Source organism: Streptomyces sp. AM25 (assembly GCF_058146165.1).
The window spans coordinates 129,806-149,299 of the sequence record NZ_JBKIWN010000003.1 but is presented as its reverse complement, the minus strand read 5'-3'; the positions used below and the strand labels follow the sequence as shown (position 1 = coordinate 149,299).

Genomic DNA, 19,494 nt, shown 5'->3' with positions numbered 1-19,494 from the left:
ATTGTCAAACGAGGAAATGCAGCGCGAGCAGGAATTCCTCGGTCTGCTGTACGCACGGCTCGCCGAACTGCGGGCGCGCGCCGAGGAGTCGGTGCGCGAGGCCCTGGGCCGGGACGGGCGCACCTTCCAGGCGCGCCTGGAGCGGGACGTGGCGGTGGCCGAGCAGTCCGGGCTGCTCGCCGCGTTCGACTCCGGGGAGCACGGACTGTGCTTCGGGCGGCTGGAGTTCCGCGACGGGCGCGACCACCACATCGGGCGCATCGGCATACGCAGCGACGACGCGGAGCGCACCCCGCTGGTCGTCGACTGGCGGGCCGAGGTCGCGCGGCCGTTCTACCTCGCCACCGGGCACACCCCGATGGGGCTGCGCCGCCGGCGGCACATCACCACCGAGCAGCGGCGGGTCACCGCGCTGCACGACGAGATCCTGGACCTCACCGACCCCGAACGCACCGGCCACGAGGGCGCGGACGCGGACGCGGTGCTGCTCGCCGCGCTGGACTCGGCGCGCACCGGGCGGATGCACGACATCGTGCAGACCATCCAGGCCGAGCAGGACCGCATCATCCGCGCCCCGCACCACGGCGTGCTCGTCGTCGAGGGCGGCCCGGGCACCGGCAAGACCGTCGTCGCCCTGCACCGCGCGGCGTACCTGCTGTACGCGCACCGGGAGCAGCTCGCCCGCCGGGCCGTGCTGATCGTCGGGCCCAACCCGGCGTTCCTCGGCTACATCGGCGAGGTGCTGCCCGCGCTCGGCGAGACGGGCGTGCTGCTGGCCACGCCCGGCGAGCTCTTCCCGGGCGTCGTCGCCACCGGCACCGACACCCCGCGGGCGGCCGCGGTCAAGGGCGGCGCGGCCATGGCCGAGGCGCTGGCGCGGTTCGTCCGCGACCGGCAGACCCTGCCCGCCCCCGAGATCGTGATCGACCACGAGGACGGCGAGCTCCGGCTGGACGCGGAGATCGCGGAGGCGGCCGGGCACCGGGCGCGCGAGACCGGGCTGCCGCACAACCTCGCCCGCCCCTACTTCGCCTTCGCCGTGATCGACGGGCTCACGGCCCGACTGGCCGACCGGCTCGGCGCGGACCCGTACGGCGGGCCGAACCTCCTCGGCCCGGACGACGTCGCCCAGCTCGGCAAGGCCGTCGCGGCCAGCACCGACGTGCACGCCGCCGTCGACGAACTGTGGCCGGCCCTCACCCCGCAGCAGCTGGTCGCCGACTTCCTCGAAGAGCCCGTGCACCTCCCGGAGGCGGACGCCGCGGCGATCCGCCGCGCGGGCGGCGCCTGGACGCCCGCGGACGTGCCGCTGCTGGACGAGGCCGCCGAGCTGCTCGGCGAGGACGACTCCGCGGCCCGCGCCGCCGCCGAGGCCGCACGGCAGGAGCGGATCGCCTACGCGCAGGGCGTGCTCGACCTCTCCTACGGCTCCCGCACCCAGGAGTTCGAGGACCGCGAGGACGAGGACTCGGAGGTGCTGGCCGCCCACGACCTGGTCGACGCGGAGCGGCTGGCCGAGCGGCACGAGGAGGCCGACCACCGCAGCGCGGCCGAGCGCGCCGCCGCCGACCGCACCTGGGCGTTCGGCCACATCATCGTGGACGAGGTGCAGGAGCTGTCCGCGATGGCGTGGCGGCTGCTGATGCGACGCTGCCCGACGCGGTCGATGACGCTGGTCGGCGACCCGGCGCAGACCGCCGAGCCGGGCGGCTGCGGCGCCTGGGAGAACATCCTCCCGCCCCACGTCGGCGACCGCTGGGAGCACGTCCGGCTCGGCGTCAACTACCGCACGCCCGCGGAGATCATGGAGGTGGCGGCGGACGTCGTGCGGTCCGCCGACGCCTCCTTCGTACCGCCGCGGTCCGTGCGCTCCACGGGCGTACGTCCCTGGGCGCTGCGGGCCGGCGAGCTGCCCCGGGCGGTGCACGAGGCGGTCGCGCGCGAGGCGCGGGCCGAGGGCCGTCTTGCGGTGATCGCCCCGCGCGAGCTGCTGCCCGCCCTGGCCGCAGCCCTCCCGGACGCGTCCTCCGGGCCCGCGCCCGATCTGACCCGGCCGGTCGTGCTGTTGGACCCGCGGCAGGCCAAGGGGCTGGAGTTCGACGCGGTGATCGTCGCGGAGCCGGCGGGGTTCGGCGCGAGCGATCTGTACGTCGCGCTGACCCGGGCGACGCAGCGGCTGGGCGTCGTGCACACGGGCGCCCTCCCGGCGGGGCTGGAGGGGCTTATGGGATGGGAGTGACTTCAGTGATCATTGGGCAGTAGCATGTCAACCATGGTCGCTCACAAGGCAGTTGTCGCAGTCGAGGTCAGGCCCCACCCCATCGCGGCGTGGTTCCATCACCTCCTGACGTTCCCGGTCGTCGAGATCGACGGCCGGGAGCACGTCATGAAGTGGGGCACCGGGAAGATTCCCGTTGCCGCCGGGCAGCACCGCATCCGCGTTTTCTTCCGGTACCGGGGGCAGAAGGAGGTTCGGCTCGCGCTGGCGAGCCGGGAGTTCACGGTGGACGGGTCCGCCCGGCGGGTGAGCATCACGGCTCGGCTGGGCGCGCGGAACGGGAGCCGGTTCCGGATCAGTGAACCGGCGACGCAGGCCTGACCTCCTGCAGCTGCAGGTCGTCGGTGGCTGGTCGCGCAGTTCCCCGCGCCCCTGACGGGGCGCGGCCTTCCGGGGTTGCGCACACCACCGCCGAGCCGATCATCACCAGGGCGAAGCTCCACAGGCCCATGGTGAGGATGATCGAGCCGTGCAGCACGATGTCCATGGCCAGTCCCGCCTTGCGCCAGCGGTCGGAGGCCAGGACGGAGACGCCGATGGCGATCTCGATGACCAGCGCACCCCAGGTGAGCGCGACCACGACGAACGCGTTCTTGGACAGGCCGAGGAAGAGGCCGTCCCAGGGCTGTCCCACACCGAACATGTTGTCGCGCAGGAAGTAGTACTCGGCCGTGCCGTTGGCCCAGTCCGCGACGCCGAACTTGCTGATGGCGCTGTCGAGATAGAGGTAGGCGATCTGCACCCGGATCGCCAGGAAGGCGACGAACGTGACCGTGCGCCACGAGGGGGCGAGCTCCCCGGTGGGCTGCTGCCAGTGCCAGGTGCGGTCGTCGGCCAGCCCGATGGGGATCAGGAGGAAGCACATGATCATGGCGACGGACTCGCCGCCGTCGGGCACCGCGATGCCGACCGCGATCGAGTAGGTGGCCCAGGCGTGCGGAATCGCCGTCCAGCGCGGACGGTATCCGCTGGCGGCCACCGCCAGGATCACGATCAGCAGCCAGCGTTGGGCCTCGTGCTCCGCCCCGGTGCCGCCGAGGCACAGCGCGGAGGCGGCGCGGACGGAGTTGCAGTGCGGGTAGTCGCCCATGCCGACGACCGGCACGAGCAGGGCCTTGACCGGGGTCAGCAGCAGATAGCTCAGCTGGGCCGCCGCGATGACGGTGCGCCCGGCGCCGAACCAGGGGGAGCGCATGTCGTGCCGGGCGGTGCGCCGGGCGAGGCGGTCGGCGAGGGACTGTACGGCGGGCATTATCGGCATCGGATGTCCAGGTGGGCGACGTGCTCGACGCGCCGGTCGTAGGAGACTTGGTTGCGGAAGCTCCACGGCACCGTCTTCTCCCGGGTGAGGTAGGCCTCACCGCAGACCGTCGGCACGGGGCTGGTGTTCTTCACCTTCAGCGCGGGTTTCGCCGACGCCTCCCGGAGACAGTCGTCGAGATAGCCGGCGCAGTCGGACCAGTGCTGCGTGGCGGCCGAGCTGAAGAAGCCGATCTCCGGGCCCTGGGCCCGCTGGGTGCGGGAGAGGCCGAAGAGGTTCGCGGGCGAACCCTGGGGCGTGTTCAGGAGGTTGTGCACCGAGCCGTCGGCTCCGTAGGAATAGATGCCGATCTGCTCGCCCTCCGGGTTCCGGGTGAAGAACGCCCAGTTCTCCGGAGTGAGGATGTTCAGGACCGGCCGCACCCCCTTGGAGTGGCGGCTGCTCAGCGCGTTGGTCGGCAGCGTGTAGAAGAGCGACAGCGCGAGGTGCCCGAAGACGAGCAGGCAGACGGTGGCGAACAGAGCGAGCTGGCGTACCGGGCCCTTCCCGGTTCCCGTCGGCGTCGGGCGGTGTTCTGTGGACGTACTGGTCATCCGGACATGGCCCCTATGCGGCGCTGGTACGGGTCGGGTCCCGTGCGGGTGAACGGGCCCTGCCGGACCGCGTTGTGCGCGACGCGGCCCGGCAGGGTGTCGGTGGGTCAGAGGCTCTTGGCCACTGCGGAGACGAAGTTGCCGGCGTCCAGGCTGTTGGGCTTGCTCATGTCGAAGCCGTAGCTCACCGCGGACGGGACCACGACGAGGGCGACGACCGCCTCGGTCGCACCGGCCACGTTGGCGTAGCCGATGGCGTTGATGGCACCGAGGACGTTGATCTCGATCACGGCGTTGGCGTCGTGCCAGACCCAGCCGTTGGCGCGGTCCGGGCTGTTGCCGGACTTCTTGTGCTGCGCGATGTAGGTCTTGACGTCGTCGTTCAGCCGCTCCATACCGGCCTTGGCCGCGTACGGGTCGCTGATCTGGACGGGGACGGTGACCTTGTCGTGGAAGTCGGTGTCGATCGCCTTGAGCTCCTTGGTGAACTCCGCGATCTGCTCGGGCGTCACCTTGTCGGCATCGGGCGTGCGGTGCGACCGGATCTGCTTGGCCAGGTCCGGGTGTTCGTCCGCCGCCTTGCCCTTGGCGAAGATGAGCAGGCCGACGATGTCCTCGTCGGAGTACTTGACGGTGTGCTTGGCGGCCTTGCCGGACAGCGGCGCGGTCACCCCGGAGTTCTTCGCGGGGGCGGCCACGGCCGCCGTGCCGGTGACGGCGCCCACGGTGAGGACGGCCGCTGCGCAGACGAGCGCAGCGCTCTTCTTCAGCTTCATTGAGGTACTTTCGTCGAGTCGTTGTCGAACGGGTTCCACCGCCCGGACGGCGGCGGGCCGGCGCTCCGCTCGCGGGCATGCAGAGGAGGAGCCCGGCGCTTGAGGACCGGTGGCGGAGGGAGTCGCCTCCGCCACCGGAAATCCGCGAAATGGTGTGCCGCGCGGCCGGTTCAGGCGGGGCCGTGGTGCTCGCGGCGCGCGGCGGCGTTGGCCGCGGCGACGGACGACACGGCGACGGCGATGTCCACGGCACCGCTCGCGGCGACGATGGCGACGTAGGCCCAAGTGGGGCCGTCGGCGAGGCCGTTGACCAGAACGGCGGCCGCGGCGACGAGCAGGACCGGGACCAGGCGCAGGTAGCGGCGGCGGGCAGCGTGCTGCCCGGCCTGCCAGGCGGCGTCGCTGTCCAGGGTCTCCCGGGTCCGCACGCCCACGAAGGTGTTCCGGCCGAGGGTGCCCTTCTTGCCGGCGCGGGTGACGGCGAGGACGACGAGAGCGGCGACGAGATAGATGGCGGCGAGAATGACGCCCACGGCGAGATGAGAACTCACGGTGCTGCTTCCCCCTTGGCGAGCCCACGTGATCGGCGACCCGGCCATCGTGGCACTGTCGTTCGAGGCGATCAACGGGGGGCGGTGAAATATTGATGACGTCCTGCCGCAGTTGAACATCCCCACACCACACCGCACTTGAGGCCGCTGCCGCACCGCCGCACCCGGCCCCTACCGGCCGGGGCCGGAAAACCGCAGCACCGAATAGCGCACAATGTCCCGATACCGCCCCCTACTCTGAGGGGCATGACGCAGACACCGGCAACGCGCGCCTATGACGAGCGCGCCCTCGTCCAGGGCACCGCCTGGGTCCTCGTCCTGCTGGCCCTCGGCATGGACGTCTTCCACCAGTCCTGGCGGTCCCTCGCCGTCGTGGCCGGGCTGGTCCTGCTGGTCAGCATGACCATCGCCCTGCGGCACGAGAACGTCAACCTGGTGTCGTTCCTGAAGAAGACCGGCATCTGGTCCGCCCTGATGGTCGCCGTGCTCGTCGTGGAGCTCGGCGTCCACGCGCACTGGGACATCGACTCGGTGACGAGCGGACAGGTCACGACCGCCACGGTCCTCGTGATGATCGGGGACCTGGTCGCCGAGGCCCGCGACCACGTCAGCGAGAAGGTCGGCAGCCACCAGCAGAACGACCGGATCCGGGACTCCGTCAACACCATCGGCCTGACGATCGAGAAGCTCCGGCAGCTCAGGGCAGGCCGGCGAGGACGCTGAGCAGCCCGTCGATCTCCTCCGCGGTGTTGTGGACGTGCAGGCTGACCCGCACGGAGTGCTCCCGCTCCCCCGCCCCGGCCTGGCAGTGGCCGTCCGTGCGCACCATGAAGCCGTGACTGAAGAGGATGAAGCCCAGGTCGCCGGAGTCGATGTCGCGGTGCCGGAAGGTGACGATCGCGGTGCGCCGCTGCACGCGGGAGTCCGCCGCCAGGCTGAGGCCGCAGCCCAGCACCCGGTAGGCGGGCAGCCGGCCCAGGCCGTCGGTCAGCCGGGCCGCCAGGGCCGTGCACCACGCCTCGATGCGGTCCGGGCCCGCCCGGTCCAGCCAGTCCAGGGCCGCCGAGAGCGCCGCGATGCCGGCCGTGTTCGGGGTGCCGTCCCAGCCGCCGGGCGCGAAGCGCGGGCCGCGGCGGCCGCGCGACCACACCACGCCCGTGCCCGGCAGGGCCAGCGCCTTGTGCGCGGAGAAGACCACGAAGTCCACGTCCAACTCGGCTACGGAGACCGGGAGGTGGCCGACGCTCTGGGCCGCGTCCAGACAGATCGGCACGTCCGGGCCCACCGCCCGCCGGATGCGGTGGACGTTCATGTCGCCGCCGTAGACGTGGTGCACGTGCGTGGCCGCGACGAAGCGGGTGCGCGGGCCCACGGCGGCGGCCAGCGCGGCCGGGTCGTAGTCGCCGGAGCCCTCCTGGTAGGGCAGTTCCCGCACGCCGACCCGGACGCCCTGCGCGGCCAGCAGGTGCACGGTCTCCAGCCAGGGCGTCAGGTTGGCCTGGTGGTCGGCGAACGGGACGACGATCTCGTCCCCGTCCGCGAGCAGGCCGGGCAGCCAGTCGCGGGCGACGGTGCGCAGCCCGTCCGTCGTGCCGGCGGTGAAGTGCACGGCGGAGCGGTCGGGGGCCGGGTCGCCGAGGAACTCCTTGACGCGGTCGCGGGTCCGTTCCACCAGCGCCGTCGTGGCGTTGGCCCAGGGGTACGTGCCCCGGCCCGCGTTGGCGTTGCTCGTGGTGAGGTAGTGCTGCACGGCGTCCAGGACGGCCTGCGGCTTCTGGGAGGTGGCCGCGCTGTCCAGGTAGGCCAGTTCCGGGTGCGCGACGATGATGGGGAACTGGGCGCGCAGGGAGCGCTGCCACGCGGCGAGGTCCTCCAGCGGTCCGGCCATGTCACTCACGCACCAGCGGGGCGCCCGCGTCGCGCCAGGCGATGATGCCGCCGGCCAGGCTGCGCACGTCGGGGTGGCCCATGCGGGTCAGCAGGGCGGCGTACCGGGCGGACTGTTCGCCGACCGGACAGGCCAGCAGGACGGGCTGCTGCTTGCTGAACGGCAGTCCGCCGCGCAGGAGTTCGTCGAAGAGCTCGTCGACGATGTTGATCGACCCCTCGATGTGCAGGGCGGCGTAGGCGAAGGAGCTGCGCAGGTCGATCACCAGGGGCTGCTGTTCGGCGATCCACCGCTGGGCGGCCGCCGTGTCGACGGCCGCCGCCGACTGCACCTCGGCGGGGGTGAGAGTGTCCACGGAGTTCTTCACCGGCGGCCGGTTGAACAGTTCGGGACGGTGCCGGCGCACGTAGCTGAGGTAGCTCTCGCCGCGGTCGCAGACGATGAAGACCGCGGTGGCGCGCTCCGTCAACTCCTCCTCGGCGGTCCGCAGATGGCGGACGGCGCCGTAGTAGGCCGCTCCCCCGGTCGGCCCGGCGAGGATGCCGCAGCGGCGGGCCAGGGTGAGCATGCCGTCGATGGCCTCGTCGGTGCCGACCGCCTCGATGGTGTCGTAGGTGTCGGGGGCGAAGAGGCCCACCTCGTGCACCTCGTCGACGGTGCGGATGCCGGGGATGAAGTCGGCCTTCCTGCCCACGAGTCCGACGACCCGGACGTCCGGGTCGTGGGCGCGCAGCACACGGGCCACCCCCGTGGAGGAGCCGGCGGTGCCGATGCAGGCGATGAACCAGTCGGGGGCGCGCCCGTCGAGGTCGGCCACGATCTCCGGGCCCGTGCCCGTAGCGTGGGCCTCGGTGTTGCGGTCGTTGAAGTACTGGTCGGTGTGCAGGTGGGCGCTGCCGGGCCGGGTGAGCTCGCGGTGGAAGAGGGTCAGCGGGTCCTCGGTGAGCGTCGGGTCCAGGCACTCGGTCTGGCCGGGCAGTTCCTCGATCTCGGCGCCCAGCAGCAGCAACAGGTCCTTGATCTCCGGGATGCGCATCCGGTTGGTGACGCTCTTGAACGGCAGCCCGTGCATGCCGGCGATCAGGGCCAGCGCCTTCGCGGTGTTGCCGCTGGACAGCTCGACGACGGTCTCGCCGCGCTGCACGGCGCCGGGCAGGCCGGGCCGGGCCATGTTCCAGGCGGCCCGGTCCTTGACGGAGCCGAAGGGGTTGAGCATCTCCAGCTTCGCGTAGAGGTCGATGCGGCGCAGGCCGTGCACGGCCGGGTCGATGCGGACCAGCGGGGTGTCCCCGATGACCTCGGTGATGCTGTCGTACCTCATGCCTGTCCGTCCCCCTGACGCGTGATCGGCCAGTACTGCTCGTCGAGGCACCACTGCCAGCCGCCCGCAGCGCGGTGGACCGCGACCTTGCGGGCAGGGGACTGCCGTTGGGCGCGGGTGGCGCCGAAGTCCATGCAGTAGCCCGCGGTGTTGGCGAAGGCCAGCAGGTCGCCGGGGCGCGGCGGGCGGGGCAGGAAGACCGTCCTGCGGGTGATCAGGTCGCTCTCCAGGCACAGGCTGCCGGTGAGGTGGACGCCGACCGGCGGCCCGCCCGGGCCGTCGCCGTCGCGGCCGACGAGGACGGGATCGACGAGCACGCCGTGCTCCTCCAGGCCGATGTCGCTCGCCTTGGCCGCGAGCCGGACCAGCTGCTCCCCGGAGTCGGTCCGCCGCACCTCCAGCACCCGGGCGAGGGTGAACCCGCACTGGTCCAGCAGGGCACGGCCGGGTTCGGCGTGCAGGTCGTAGAGGTTCTCCAGCAGCAGGGCGCCCAGCGGGCGGCCGAGGGAGGGGGCCGGCAGGGAGAGCAGCGCGTCCAGGTAGGCGGCGCCCGCGACCGGGCGGTGCGAGGGGTACAGGCCCAGCGTGCCGCGCAGGGTGCCGCTCTCGGCGCGCAGGCCGTAGCCGTGTCCGCCCCAGGTCAGCGGGGGCCGCTTGCCGAGGACGGCATGGGTCAGCGCGGTGGTGTAGCGGTCCCACTGGGCGCCGTGCGCGAGGTAGTCGACGCCGAAGCCGCCGCCGACGTCGACGGCGCGCGGCCGGAAGCCGCGGCGGCGCAGCGCGTCCATGGCGTGCAGACAGCCCTCCAGGGCCACCGCCTTCTCGTCGAGGCTGGTGGTGTCCAAGTGGTAGGCGGTGCCGATGGGTTCGACGGTGTCGCGGTGGCGTTCGACGGCGTCCAGCAGCCGGTCCAGCGACCCGGCGGAGGTGCCGAAGCGGCTGGGCCGCGACCGTATCCGGACGCCGGGCGCGCGGAAGTCCGACAGCCGCAGCAGGATCCGCACCCGGGGCAGGCCGTGTTTGCGGACGAGGCCCGCGAGCCCCTCCAGCTCGCCCTGGCCGTCGATGTGGACGATGGCCCCGGTCAGCGCGGCCAGCCAGAGGAACTCCGGGTCCTTGGGGCCGGTGGCCACGATCCGGTCCGCGGTGAACCCGGCACCGAGGGCGTGCTGCAGCTCGCCGAGCGAGGCCGCGTCGAGGGCGGCGTCCGTCACGGCGAGCCGCCGCACCAGGGCACTGGACCGGTTCGCCTTGTGGGCGTAGAAGACGCTGCCGGAGAGGTGGTGGCGCCGGTAGACCGCACGGAAGTGCCCCGCGTTCTCGGCGGCCCGGTCGGGCAGCAGGACGGCGAGCGGGGAGCCGAGCGCGTCGGCGAGCGAGTGCAGGAAGGCGCCGGCCTCCAGCAGCGGGGCGAGCGGCGGCTCCAGCCGCGGTTCCAGATACAGCGGTTCCAGGTGCTCGGGTGCCTGGCTCATCCCGGTTCCCCCTCCTTCGGGCGGACGCGGACCGCGGCCGGCATGAGCCCATGATTGCCTTCCGGCCGTGTGGCGTCCATTGCCTGTCGGCAGGCCGTGGCCGTGATGGCCCTCTTGCCGTGGCGGCGAACAGCCGCATTCTTTGGGGAAGTTGCCCGGGATGCCGAGGCGCTCCGCGGGGCGCGAGTCCGCTGAGGGGGTCACATGACGCATTCGCCACCGAGAACCGGCGCCGACGGACCGGCCGTGGCCGGGGTGCCCGGCCGCGTCCACCTCGTGGCCGTGCTGGGCGGCATGTCCGGTGTGCTGTACGGGTACGACTCCGGGGCGATCTCCGGCGCGCTGCAGCCGCTGTCGGACCGCTTCGGGCTGGACTCCACCGGGCAGGGCCTGGTCACCAGCCTGATCCTGCTCGGCGCCCTGCCGGCGATCGTCGCCGGCGCTCTGGCCGCGCGGCGCTGGGACCGGCGGCATCTGCTGATCCTGGCCGGCGCCGTGTTCCTGGCCGGTTCGGTGGGCTGCGGCCTGGCACCCGACGCCGCGGTGCTGATGGCCTCCCGGTTCGTCCTGGGCTTCGCGGTGGGCCTGGCGAACATGTTCGGCCTGATCCACCTCAGCGAGCTGGCCCCGAAGCACCTCCGCGGCCGGATCACGGCGCTGTACCAACTCGCCGTCAACGTGGGCATCCTGCTCGCCTACACCGTCGACGACGCACTGTCGGACGCCGGGGCCTGGCAGTGGATGCTGGGCCTCGGGGCGCTCCCGGCGGCACTCTTCCTGGCCGGCATCGTCGCGAGCCCGCCGGGCCCGCGCTGGCTGATGCTGCGGGGCCGCGAGGCCGAGGCGGCCCGGGTGCTGCGCGGGCTGCGCGCCGACGCCCGGACCGCGGACGAGGAAGTGGCCGGGATCCGCGCGAGCCTGGCCGAACAGCACGCAGGCGTGCAGGAGTTGCTGGGGCAGTACCGGTCGGCGCTGCGCATCACGCTGACGCTGACGTTCTTCCAGGTGTTCACGGGGATCAACGCGGTCGTGTACTACGCGCCCGTCATCTTCTCCCACGTCGCCGGGGGCGGCGGGACGGGCGCGGGCAGGATGGCCAATTACGGCGTGGGCACGGCGCTGGTCCTGTCGACGGCTCTGTCCCTCCCGTTCATCGAACGCCTGGGCCGAGTGCGGCTGTTGACCGTCTCCCTGGCCGCACAGGCGCCGCCGATGGCGCTGCTGGCACTGTTCCCGCAGGTCACCGTTCTCGCCGTGCTGTGCGTCTTCGTCTACACCTTCGCGTTCGGCTTCGGCCTCGGCCCGGTGTTCTGGCTGTACTGCCCGGAGGTGCTGCCGCTGCGGGCGCGGGCGCTCGGCATGGGCGTGGTGACGTTCACCCAGTACTTGCTCAACTTCTCCTTCGCGCTCGCGTTCCCGGACGTGCTGCGGGCGCTGGGCAGCGGGGTGTTCGGGGTGTTCGCGGCGCTGTCGGCGGTGGCCGCCTGGTACGTGCGCAGCCGGGTGCCGGAGACCGCGGGGCGGTCGCTGGAGCAGATCGAGGCGTACTGGAGGCGGAGGGATTGATGGAGACGTCGGTACTCGGCCGGTCCGGTGTCGCCGTGACGCGGATCGGCTTCGGGGCCGGGCCGCTGGGCGGCCTGTTCCGTCCGGTGACGGATGCGGAGGCGGAGGGCGCGGTAAGTGCCGCCTGGGAGGCGGGGATCCGCTACTTCGACACCGCCCCGCACTACGGCGCGGGCCTGTCCGAGCAGCGGCTCGGCGCGGTGCTGCGGGGGTGCCCGCGGGACGCGTTCACGGTGTCCACGAAGGTGGGGCGCCTGCTCGGCGCGGAGGGCGACGGCGGTGCGCCCGAGTTCCCGGGCGCACCGGACCGGGTGCGGATCCGCGACTACAGCCGCGAAGGGGTGTTACGGAGCCTGGAGTCGAGCCTGGGGCGGCTCGGCCTGGACCGGGTGGACGTGGTGTACGTCCACGACCCGGACGCGTACTGGGAGCAGGCGGTGGGCGAGGCGTTCCCTGCACTGGCGCAGTTGCGGACGGAGGGCGTGGTGCGGGCGATCGGGGCCGGCATGAACCAGACCGCCATGCTGGCGCGGTTCGTGGCCGAAACGGATCTGGACGTGGTGCTGTGCGCGGGGCGCTGCAGCCTGCTGGACGGGAGCGCGCAGCGGGAGTTGTTTCCGCTGTGCCGGCGGGAGGGAGTGGCGGCTGTCGCCGCGGGGGTGTTCAACAGCGGGGTACTGGCCGATCCTCGGCCGGGGTCGGCGTACGACTATGCGGTGGCGCCTCCGGCTGTGGTGGCGCGGGCGCGGCACATCGCCGCGGTGTGCGGGGCGCACGGCGTGCCGCTTGCGGCGGCGGCGCTGGCGTGGGCGGCGCGGGATGCGGCCTGTGTGCTGGTGGGCATGCGGAGCGCGACGGAGGTGGCGGAGGATGTACGGCTGGCCGACGTCGCCGTACCGCCGGGCCTGTGGCGGGACTTGGCGCGGTCGGGGTTGTTGCCGTGAGGAGGGTGGTTGCTGCCGGTGCGCACAACCCCGGGCGAGCGCCCCGTCAGGGGCGCGGGGAACTGCGCGAGCAACCACGACCGGCCCGCAGCCGAACGCACCACGCCCCACGGGGGCCGTTCCGGAACCGCCGACTTCGGGGCGAACCCTCAGGTTCGCCCCGTATGGTTCCCGCATGCCATTGACGCGCCCCCGCAGGCCCGGCTCACGGCTCGTGAACGTCTACCGACTCCTCGCCGCCGGCGCCCTGGCCGGCATCCTCCTCGCGGGCATGGCCATGCCCGCCCTCGGCGTCCTCGGGCTGACCGCCAAGGCCGCGACCGACGACTTCAACGGCCTTCCCGACGCCCTCACTTCCTCGCCGCTCACCCAGTCCTCCCGCATCTACGACGCGAAGGGCGGCCTCATCGCCACCGTCTACGACCGCAACCGCACCGTCGTGCCCGGTGATCGCATGGCCCCGGTGATGCGCAAGGCACTCGTCGACATCGAGGACAGCCGCTTCTACCGGCACGGCGCGGTGGACCTCAAGAGCGTGCTGCGTGCGCTCGACCGCAACACCACCAACGGCAGCGTGGTGCAAGGCGCTTCGACGCTGACCCAGCAGTACGTGAAGAACGTGTTCGTCGAAGAGGCGGGCGACGACCCGAAGGCCGTCCGGCAGGCCCAGCGCCAGACCCTCGACCGCAAGATCCGGGAGCTGCGCTACGCGATCGAGCTGGAGAAGACCCTCACCAAGGACGAGATCCTCACCGACTACCTCAACATCACCTACTTCGGCGAGCAGGCGTACGGCGTCGAGGCCGCAGCGGAACGGTACTTCGGCGTCCATGCCGCGGACCTGTCGCTGCCGCAGGCGGCACTGCTGGCCGGGCTGGTCCGGTCCCCGTCCTCCTACGACCCGGTCGTCAACCCGCAACTGGCCCGGCAGCGCCGCGACACCGTCCTGCGCAAGATGGCCCAGTACGGCACCATCACCACCGCGCAGGCCCGACAGGCCATCGCCCAGCCGGTGAAGCTCGACCAGAACCCGCCGCACGAGGGCTGCATCACCGCGGAGCAGGGCGAGGGGTTCTTCTGCGACTACATCCGCCGGACCGTCCTCGACGATCCGGCCTTCGGCGGGACGGCAGCCGTCCGCCGGGCGCTGTGGCACCGCGGTGGCCTGCAGATCCGTACGACCCTGGATCCCCGGGCGCAGCAGGCCGTTCAGCAGTCCGTGACCTCCCACGTCTACACCACCGACCAGGCGGCCGCGGCGACGACCCTCGTGCAGCCCGGCACCGGCCGGATCCTGGCGATGGCCCAGAGCCGCGACTACGGCACGGGGGCGCACGAGACCGGGCTGAACCTCAACGTCGGTACGGCCATGGGCGGCGGGCTCGGATTCCCCACCGGCTCCACGTTCAAGCCCGTCGTCGCGGCGGCGGCGCTGGAGGACGGCGCCCGGCCGGACCGGAAGTATCCGTCCCCGTACTCCATGCCGTGGCCCGCCATGACCGACTGTGCGGGGCGCGGCTACACGGACGGCGGGCAGCAGGTGCACAACGACAGCCCGTCCCTGGTCGGCCCGTTCGCGATGCCGGAGGCCATGGCCAAGTCCGTCAACACCTACTTCGCCCAGCTGGAGGCCGACACGGGCCTGTGCAAGGTCGCCGCGATGGCCGGCCGGCTGGGCATCGCGCGTCAGGCCGACGGGAACGCGCTGCAGGTCGTGCCGTCCCTCACGCTGGGCACCAACGACCTGACCCCGCTGGACATGGCGAGCGCCTATGCGGCGTTCGCCGACCACGGCACCTACTGCACGCCGGTCGCCGTCACCTCCGCCACCGGGCCGGACGGCAAGGAGATCGCGGTGCCGCGGGCCGACTGCCACCAGGCCATGTCCTCGGGGACCGCCGACGCCGTGTCGTCCATGCTCAAGGGCGTCGTGGAGGACGGCACCGGCAAGCCGGCGGGGCTGAGCGGCCGGGACAGCGCGGGGAAGACCGGCACCACCGACGAGGGCAAGCAGGTGTGGTTCGTCGGCTACACCTCCGACGTGTCCGGCGCCACCGTCGTCAGCGACCCCGCGAGCCCCCAGGACCTCGACGGGCAGAGCATCGGCGGCGCCGTCATCGGCCAGGCGTTCGGCGGCACGCTGGCGGGGCCGATCTGGCGCGATGCGATGGAGGGGGCGCTGTAGCGCCCCCTCCCCGTAGGGGCCCCGTCAGGGGCGCGGGGAACTGCGCGACCGGCCACGACGCGCCTGCAGTCGAGGCACCCGGGGCTTCGCCCCGGACCTCCGGGGTCGTGCTTCGGCTGCAGGCAGCCGGGAGCTTGTCGCGCAGTTCCCCGCGCCCCTGACGGGGCGCCCACCTGACGGGGCCCCTACCCCGCCAACACCGACTCCGCTGCGCTCCGCCCGAGAAGGTCGTGCAGGAGCCGGGTGGCCGGCAGGGCCGGGTCGAGGTAGACGTGCTCGCGGCGGTGGCCGACGACGGCGAGGAGTTTGCGGAAGGTGTCCTTCGCCTCCTCCCGCCGCCCGGCGCGGTGCTGGGCCTGCCCGAGCAGGCCCAGGTGCAGCGGGAGGCGCAAGTGGCTCCTGGAGAGCCGGAGTTCGTCCAGGGAGGCGTGCATGAGCGCGAGGCCCCCGGCCTCCCGGCCGGAGTGGGTCAGGGCCCAGCCCCGGGGCACGCTCAGCATGGCCTTCCAGTAGAGCAGTCCGTGGTCGGCGGCCACCTGGATGCCCTCGTCGGTCGCGGCGAGGACCGCATCCGCGTCCCCCTCCCAGGCGGCCAGCACCGCGTCCACGTACAGGGCGAAGGACCGGTCGGAGGGCCGGCTCTCGTAACCGGTCAGGCGCAGCAGTTCCGCGCGGCGCTGCGCGGCCGTCTCCCGGTCGCCGATGATCCAGCGGGTGAATGCCTCGTAGGAGCGGCAGGAGACGCGCGGGTCGTGCTGGAAGGTGCGGGCCAGTTCGTGTCCCTCGCGGGCGAAGCGGTCGGCCATCTCGACGGCGGGCTCCAGTTCGCCGAGCGCCTCGGGCAGCCGGCCCCGGACGTGCAGCACGATGCCCTCGCCGTAGGCCGCGCCGAGCAGGGCCACCGGTTGCTGCGTCCGGGCGGCGATCTCCCGTGACAAGCCGGAGAATTGGCGCGATTCGTCATAGCGGCCGGTGACCAGGAGTGCTGCGCACAGGGCCCACAGCACCGACGGGTCCTCGGGTGCCTCCGTGACCGTGCTCAGGGCCCGGCCCCGGCCCAGGGCCGCCTCGGCCTCGGCGTCGCCGTAGCCGCGGGTGGTGGCCAGCACCTGGCCGAGCTGGATGTGCAGCCGCTGTTCCAGGCCGCGTGCCGAGGTGTCGTCGGGCGACAGGTAGCCGACGAGGTGCACGGCGCGGCGCAGCCAGGTCTCGACGTGTTCGTACGCCAGGTGCTGTTCGGCGTGCTCGGCGGCGCGCAGCAGCCGGGGCAGCGCCTCCTCGGCGTGGATGGTCTCCTTGGCGTTCCAGGTGTGGTGGGCGACCCGCTCGATCTCCTCGCCCCCCAGCTCCCCGTGCCGCCGGGCGCACAGGGCCTCGGCGGTGCGGGCGTGCAGCCGGTGGCGTTCGTCTCGGGGGATCTCGTCGACGAGCGTCTCCCGCACCAGGGCGTGGGCGAAGTGCAGCCGCCCGGGGTGGTGCGGGTCCTCGCCGAGCAGTTCGGCGCGGATCGCCGACTCCAGTGCCGTGGCGACGGGTTCGGGCTCGGTGTCGGCGGTGCGCAGCAGCAGGTCCGTGTCGATCTCGTCGCCGATGACGGCGCACAGCTGCAGGAGGCGCAGGACGTGGTCGGGCAGCGCGGCGAAGCGCTGGCGCAGCGCCTCGCGCACGCCGGTGGGGATCCGGGTGAGGAAGACGTCCGTGGCGCCGCTGTCGTGCAGGCGGCGGGCATCGCCGAGGAGGGAGAGGAGCTGCATGACGAAGTACGGGTTGCCCTCGCTGCGCCGGTGCAGCGTCTCGACGACGTCCGCGTCCACCCCCGGCCCGGCCGCGGCCTCGACGAGGGCGGCGACGGCGGGGCGGGAGAGCCCGTCGAGCCGCAGCGTCTCGGTGCGGGGGCCTCTGAGGACGTCGGACAGCAGCCGGCTCATCGTGGCGTCGGAGTCGACGGCGAAGTCCCGTGCGGTGAGCACGATGCTCAGCGAGTGGCCCTGGCGGCGGGTGCCGAGCAGGGCGAGCAGTTCCAGGGAGGGGGTGTCGGCCCAGTGCAGGTCCTCCAGGAGCAGCACGACCGGGCGCTTGGCGGCCAGGGCGACCAGGACCTCGCAGACCGCGTCGTGCGTGAGGAAGCGGGCCTGGGCCCAGTCGGCCTCGGAGGCCGGCAACGTCCCGGTCCCGGCGAGCCGTTCGGGCATCAGCGGGGCCAGGAGCGGGCCGAAGGGGGCGGTGGCGGCGCGGAAGGCGTCCGGCCGGGCGGCCGAGAGGCGGCGCAGGACCTGGGTCCACAGCCAGTAGGGCGGCACCCCTTCGCCGGGATGGCAGTGGCTCCACACCACGTCGAGGTTCTCGTAGGCGGTCTCCAGGCCGGGGGCGAGCTCCGTCAGCAGCCGGGTCTTGCCGACGCCGGCCGGGCCGAGGACGGCCGCCACATGGCCGTGACCGGTGAGCGCACCCGCCGCGGCGGTCACCAGGCGGTGCAGCTCCTGGTCCCGGCCGACCAGCGGCGAGGGGGCGGGCTGGCGGGCCGGTTCCGGGGCGGCTGCGGCGGAGGGAGCGTGGGACGGTGAGTCGGCCGGGGGCTCGACGGGCAGCACGGGCGGTGCGGCGCCGTCCGGTTCCGCGACGGCCGGTTCCTGGCGGAGGATCGCGGTGTGCACCCGCTGGAGTTCGAGGGCGGTGTCCACCCCGAACTCCTCGACGAGATGGCTGCGGGTGCGCTCGTAGACCTCCAGCGCGTCGGCCTGCCGGCCGAGCCGGGACAGGGCCGTCATCAGGTGGCCGACGAGCCGCTCGCGGGTCGGGTGGCGGCGCACCTCGCGGTCGAGTTCCGCGGCCACCTCGTCGGCGGACCCGAGGACGAGCCCGGCCTCGGCGCAGGACTCCAGGGCGGTGAGCCGCAGTTGCTCCAGCCGGATCGTTTCGTCGGCCAGGGGCGGGTGCGCCGCGAACTCCGTGTACGGGGAGCCGCGCCACAGGCCCAGCGCCTCGGTGAGCCGGTCGCGGGCGGTGCGCGGGTCGTCGCGGTCCAGCAGCTGCCGCCCGGCGGTGACGAGTTGCTCGAAGCGGCCGGCGTCGGTCCGTTCCGGGGCGAGGTCGAGGACGTATCCGGGCGCCCGGTGGCGCAGCACCGAGGGCGTGCCGTCGCCGGCCGCGCGGTCCAGGACGCCGCGCAGATGGGAGACGTGGCTCTGCAGCGTGGCGACGGCCTGCCGCGGGGGGCCGTCCGGCCACAGCTCCTCGACGAGCAGCTCGGTGGGCACGACCCTGCCCAGGCGTATGAGCAGCAGCGCGAGCAGCGTCCGGCGGCGCGGCGGGCCGAGCGGCAGGTCGTCCCCCTCGTGCTGCGCCGTCATGGGGCCCAGGACGCGCAGCAGCGGTCCGGGCGGCAGGCCCCGCCCGGTGTGCGACGGCGTGCTCGGCGACTGCGGTGCGGGCATACGGAGTTCCTGTCGTTCTACGCGCGGTCTGTGCCGGACAGGGCTGGTTGTGACCGCCCCCCTCCGGAAAGTGATCTTGGCATAGGGAACGAATCATTCCAAGACCTCCTATCAGCCAACGGCAGCCCAACGGCAAGCCAACTGCAAGGAATCGGCAAGCACGGCAGCCCGGGCGGCAAGGTGCCGCCAGCGTCCCGACCAGGCCACGGCAAGGGCGGTGACGCACGATGAGGCAGCGCCGGCCGGCGACCCCCCACCGCCGGCCGGACACTGCACCGGACCGGACCCCGGCGCAGACCGCACAGCAGACAGGGACCAGCAAGCCCCCATGCCATTCGCGATTCTCTTTCCTGGACAGGGCGCACAGTCACGGGGAATGGGAGCGGACGTCTTCGACCGCTACCCCGGCCTCACCCGCTTCGCCTGCGACCTCCTGGGCTACGACCTCGTCGCGCTGTGCCGCGACGACCCCGACGGCCTGCTCTCCCGCACCGACCACACCCAGCCCGCCCTCTACACCGTCAACGCCCTGCTGACCTTCGAGCGCACCCACCGCGAGGAGCGGCGGGCCGACTGCTATCTCGGGCACAGCCTGGGCGAGTACAACGCCCTGCTGGCCGCCGGGGCCTTCGACTTCGAGACGGGCCTGCGGCTCGTCCAGCGACGCGGCGAGCTCATGGCCGCCGCGTCCGGCGGCGGCATGACCGCGGTCATGGACACCCCCGAGGAGCGCCTGCGGGACATCCTCGCGCAGGACGGCGTCGAGGGGGTCGACGTGGCCGGCTACAACACGGACACCCAGCTCGTCATCGCCGGCCCGTCGGAGGTGCTGCGGGATGCGCAAGCGGCGCTGCAGCGCCGGGACGTGCGCTGCGTCCCGCTGCGCGTCAGCGCCCCGTTCCACTCGCGCTACATGGAGCCGGCCCGCGCCGCGTTCGAGGAATTCCTCCGGCAGTTCACCTTCGCGGAGCCGACGGCCCCGGTGATCGCCAACGTGACCGGGCGCCCCTACGAGAAGGGCGCGATCGTCCGGACGCTGAGCGAGCAGCTCGTCGCTCCGGTGCGCTGGACGGACAGCATTCGCGGCCTGCTCGCCCACGGCACCCCCCTGGAGTGCGAGGAAGTGGGCGGCAAGTCCCTGCTGCGCATGGTCGACGGCATCCGCGCCTCCTCCCCCTCTTTCTCCCCCGCCACCGCTTCCTCCGCCCCGAACAGGACCTGA

General features: G+C 73.0%; 15 protein-coding genes. 7 read left to right on the top strand and 8 right to left on the bottom strand.

Annotated features, from left to right (window positions below):
- Positions 1-16 precede the first annotated feature (16 nt).
- On the top strand, positions 17-2,239 hold the full coding sequence (locus ACLHRZ_RS04690; protein WP_490417210.1) for a HelD family protein: 2,223 nt from the start codon (positions 17-19) through the stop codon (positions 2,237-2,239).
- A 33-nt stretch (positions 2,240-2,272) separates the two neighbouring features.
- Positions 2,273-2,599 (top strand): hypothetical protein, encoded by a 327-nt coding sequence (locus tag ACLHRZ_RS04685; RefSeq protein ID WP_490416952.1) that lies wholly within the window; start codon positions 2,273-2,275, stop codon positions 2,597-2,599.
- Here ACLHRZ_RS04685 and ACLHRZ_RS04680 read toward each other — a convergent pair.
- From ACLHRZ_RS04680 to ACLHRZ_RS04665, 4 genes are all read right to left on the bottom strand, one after another.
- A complete protein-coding gene (locus ACLHRZ_RS04680; RefSeq protein WP_490416951.1) occupies positions 2,574-3,530 on the bottom strand; it encodes a sporulation-delaying protein SdpB family protein in 957 nt (318 codons plus the stop codon). The two genes, ACLHRZ_RS04685 and ACLHRZ_RS04680, sit on opposite strands and share 26 nt — an antisense overlap.
- Entirely contained in the window at positions 3,530-4,132 is a 603-nt protein-coding gene (locus tag ACLHRZ_RS04675) for an SdpA family antimicrobial peptide system protein (protein ID WP_490416950.1), read from the bottom strand. The genes ACLHRZ_RS04680 and ACLHRZ_RS04675 overlap by 1 nt, the downstream gene beginning before the upstream one ends.
- A gap of 107 nt (positions 4,133-4,239) precedes the next feature.
- On the bottom strand, positions 4,240-4,908 hold the full coding sequence (locus ACLHRZ_RS04670; protein WP_490416949.1) for a sporulation delaying protein family toxin: 669 nt from the start codon (positions 4,906-4,908) through the stop codon (positions 4,240-4,242).
- 170 nt (positions 4,909-5,078) lie between these two features.
- Entirely contained in the window at positions 5,079-5,459 is a 381-nt protein-coding gene (locus ACLHRZ_RS04665; RefSeq protein WP_490416948.1) for an SdpI family protein, read from the bottom strand.
- Between the two features lie 246 nt (positions 5,460-5,705).
- On the opposite strand from ACLHRZ_RS04665, the gene ACLHRZ_RS04660 reads away from it, so the two are divergent.
- Entirely contained in the window at positions 5,706-6,182 is a 477-nt protein-coding gene (locus ACLHRZ_RS04660; RefSeq protein ID WP_490416947.1) for a hypothetical protein, read from the top strand.
- On the opposite strand, the gene ACLHRZ_RS04655 is transcribed toward ACLHRZ_RS04660, so the two are convergent.
- Genes ACLHRZ_RS04655 through ACLHRZ_RS04645 form a run of 3 tightly spaced genes read right to left on the bottom strand, consistent with a single transcriptional unit; the run spans position 6,157 to position 10,143 of the window.
- Entirely contained in the window at positions 6,157-7,347 is a 1,191-nt protein-coding gene (locus ACLHRZ_RS04655; RefSeq protein WP_490416946.1) for an aminotransferase class V-fold PLP-dependent enzyme, read from the bottom strand. The genes ACLHRZ_RS04660 and ACLHRZ_RS04655 overlap by 26 nt on opposite strands.
- A gap of 1 nt (position 7,348) precedes the next feature.
- Complete coding sequence (locus ACLHRZ_RS04650; RefSeq protein WP_490416945.1) at positions 7,349-8,668, bottom strand: pyridoxal-phosphate dependent enzyme; 1,320 nt, start codon at positions 8,666-8,668, stop codon at positions 7,349-7,351.
- A complete protein-coding gene (locus ACLHRZ_RS04645; RefSeq protein WP_490416944.1) occupies positions 8,665-10,143 on the bottom strand; it encodes a type III PLP-dependent enzyme domain-containing protein in 1,479 nt (492 codons plus the stop codon). The genes ACLHRZ_RS04650 and ACLHRZ_RS04645 overlap by 4 nt, the downstream gene beginning before the upstream one ends.
- A gap of 204 nt (positions 10,144-10,347) precedes the next feature.
- On the opposite strand from ACLHRZ_RS04645, the gene ACLHRZ_RS04640 reads away from it, so the two are divergent.
- The 3 genes from ACLHRZ_RS04640 (at position 10,348) to ACLHRZ_RS04630 (ending at position 14,838) form a co-directional block, all read left to right on the top strand.
- Complete coding sequence (locus tag ACLHRZ_RS04640) at positions 10,348-11,709, top strand: sugar porter family MFS transporter (RefSeq protein ID WP_490416943.1); 1,362 nt, start codon at positions 10,348-10,350, stop codon at positions 11,707-11,709.
- Complete coding sequence (locus tag ACLHRZ_RS04635) at positions 11,709-12,653, top strand: aldo/keto reductase (protein WP_490416942.1); 945 nt, start codon at positions 11,709-11,711, stop codon at positions 12,651-12,653. The genes ACLHRZ_RS04640 and ACLHRZ_RS04635 overlap by 1 nt, the downstream gene beginning before the upstream one ends.
- Before the next feature lie 175 nt (positions 12,654-12,828).
- Complete coding sequence (locus tag ACLHRZ_RS04630) at positions 12,829-14,838, top strand: transglycosylase domain-containing protein (protein WP_490416941.1); 2,010 nt, start codon at positions 12,829-12,831, stop codon at positions 14,836-14,838.
- 185 nt (positions 14,839-15,023) lie between these two features.
- Here ACLHRZ_RS04630 and ACLHRZ_RS04625 read toward each other — a convergent pair whose 3' ends face one another.
- On the bottom strand, positions 15,024-18,272 hold the full coding sequence (locus ACLHRZ_RS04625; RefSeq protein ID WP_490416940.1) for an ATP-binding protein: 3,249 nt from the start codon (positions 18,270-18,272) through the stop codon (positions 15,024-15,026).
- 328 nt (positions 18,273-18,600) lie between these two features.
- On the opposite strand from ACLHRZ_RS04625, the gene fabD reads away from it, so the two are divergent.
- The gene (gene fabD / locus ACLHRZ_RS04620; protein ID WP_490416939.1) at positions 18,601-19,494 is read left to right on the top strand and encodes an ACP S-malonyltransferase; all 894 of its coding nucleotides are present in this window, start codon (positions 18,601-18,603) and stop codon (positions 19,492-19,494) included.